The sequence below is a fragment of the uncultured Leptotrichia sp. genome (assembly GCF_938036635.1).
GTDB lineage: Bacteria > Fusobacteriota > Fusobacteriia > Fusobacteriales > Leptotrichiaceae > Leptotrichia > Leptotrichia hongkongensis.
The window spans coordinates 1-2572 of the sequence record NZ_CALHQO010000158.1 but is presented as its reverse complement, the minus strand read 5'-3'; the positions used below and the strand labels follow the sequence as shown (position 1 = coordinate 2572).

General features: G+C 34.3%; 1 protein-coding gene. It reads left to right on the top strand.

The annotated features are described in order from the left end of the window. On the top strand, positions 1-2572 hold a 2572-nt coding region (locus Q0370_RS02990; protein WP_299571935.1), incomplete at both ends, for a phosphoribosylformylglycinamidine synthase.

The window sequence follows — 2572 nt, the reverse complement described above, 5'->3', positions numbered from 1 at the left end:
GATTTTAGAGTGGAAGCACAGAACTTGTTCAGTGACTTGAAGGAAAATGTTGGAATAAGTGGACTTAGCGATGTGAGAGTTCTAAATATTTATGATGTGTTTAACTTGGGTGAAAATGATTTGGAAAAATTGGAAAAAACTGTATTTTCGGAAATAAATGTTGACAATGTTTTTAGGTCATTTGACGAAGTGTTTAAGGAAAAAGATTCAGAAAATGTGTATTTTTCAGTAGAGTTTTTGCCAGGACAATATGATCAGAGAGCGGATTCTGCAATTCAATGTATAAATTTATTGATTGACAAAGATAATAATATTAACGTAAAAAGCGGAAAATTGATAATTTTATACGGAAAAATTTCTCCTGATGAACTTGCGAGAATAAAAAAATATTATATAAATGAGGTTGAGGCAAGAGAAAAAGATTTAAATGTTCTAAGTGAAAATGTCGAAACTGAAAATACGGATGATGTTATTGTTTATGAAGGATTTACTGAAAAAACAAAAGAGGAAATCGAAAGTCTTAAAAATGAATTGGAATTAGCAATGACTGTGAATGACTTGCTGTTTATTCAGGAATATTTTAAAAATGAGGAAAAAAGAAATCCTACGGAAACTGAAATTCGTGTTCTTGATACTTACTGGAGTGATCATTGCCGACACACAACTTTTGAAACAATTATTGACGATATAAAAATTGAAAATGAGACTTACAAAAATATTATTGAAAAGGCTATTAATGAATATCTGGAAAGCAGGGAGTACGTTCATGCTGACAGAATTTCTAAAAAGCCTATGACTCTTATGGATCTTGCTACAATTTTTGGAAAAGAGCAGAGAAAAAATGGGAACTTGCCAGATTTGGAAGTTTCGGATGAGATAAATGCGTGTTCGATTTATATTGATGTGCCAATTGAAAGAATTGATGAAAATGAGAAAAAGAATACAGTTACTGAAAAATGGATTTTGCAGTTTAAGAATGAAACTCATAACCATCCAACAGAAATTGAGCCGTTTGGAGGAGCTTCTACTTGTATTGGTGGAGCAATCCGTGATCCATTATCTGGAAGAACTTATGTTTATCAGGCTGTGAGAATTAGCGGTTCTGCTGATCCGACTGAAAAAATTGAGGACACAATGGCTGGAAAATTGCCACAAAAGGTTATTACGCAAGTAGCTGCACACGGATTTTCTTCTTACGGAAATCAGATTGGACTTGCGACAACTCACGTGAATGAAATTTACGATGAAGGATATAAGGCTAAAAGAATGGAACTGGGGCTTGTCGTGGGAGCGGCACCTGCTGAAAATATTATTCGTGAAAAGCCTGAAAATGGGGATATTGTAATTTTACTTGGTGGAAGAACTGGAAGAGACGGAATTGGAGGAGCGACTGGATCTTCTAAGGAGCATACAACAGAATCTTCAGAAAAATCAAGTGCTGAAGTACAAAAAGGAAATGCAATTGTAGAAAGAAAAATTCAAAGACTTTTTAGAAATAAAAATGTTACAAAATTAATTAAAAAATGTAACGATTTTGGAGCTGGAGGAGTTTCAGTTGCGATTGGAGAGCTTGCTGACGGGCTTGAAATTGACTTGAATAAAGTAAGAGTGAAATATATTGGGCTAAATGGTACGGAACTTGCTATTTCAGAGTCGCAGGAAAGAATGGCTGTTGTTATTGAAAAACAAAACTTGGATAAATTTATAGAATTTGCAAACGAAGAAAATCTGGAAGCGTATCAAGTAGCTGAAATTAATGATTCTAACAGGCTTGTTATGAAATACAATGGAAAAGCGATTGTAGATATTTTAAGAGATTTCCTGAATACAAACGGAGCTGCTTCAAATATCAATATTACAATTGAAAATACGCCAAAATTAAACTTGAACAGAAAAATTGAAGGAAATGACTTTAGAAGCAAATTTATAAATAACCTGAAAGACTTAAATGTAGCTTCACAAAGAGGATTAGTTGAAACTTTTGACGCAACAATCGGGGCAACTACTGTATTAATGCCATTTGGTGGGAAATATCAGTTGACACCTGCGGAAGTTTCGGTACAGAAAGTGTCTGTAATTAATGCGGAAACAGATGTCGCTTCAATGGTTGGGTATGGATATAATCCTTATGTTGCAAAACAAAGTACATTCCATGGCGGTGCTTACGCTGTAATTGAGTCAATGGCAAAAGTTGTCGCTGGTGGAGGAAACTACAAAAACATCAGATTTACATTCCAGGAATATTTTGAAAGACTGGGACAGGATTCTAAAAAATGGGGTAAACCATTATCAGCATTATTAGGAGCATTGCACATTCAGAAAGCCTTTGGATTGCCGTCAATTGGTGGAAAAGACTCAATGAGCGGAACATTTAACGAAATTTCTGTACCCCCAACATTGGTATCATTTGCAGTAAGCGTTACAGATGCCGAAAATGTGATTTCTAGCGAATTTAAAAAGGCTGGAAACAACGTGTACTTAATTACAACGCCAAATGATGAAAATGATTTGCCAAAACTTGATGAATTAAAGGCAAACTTTGATTTTATAACTGAAAATATAAAAAATAAAA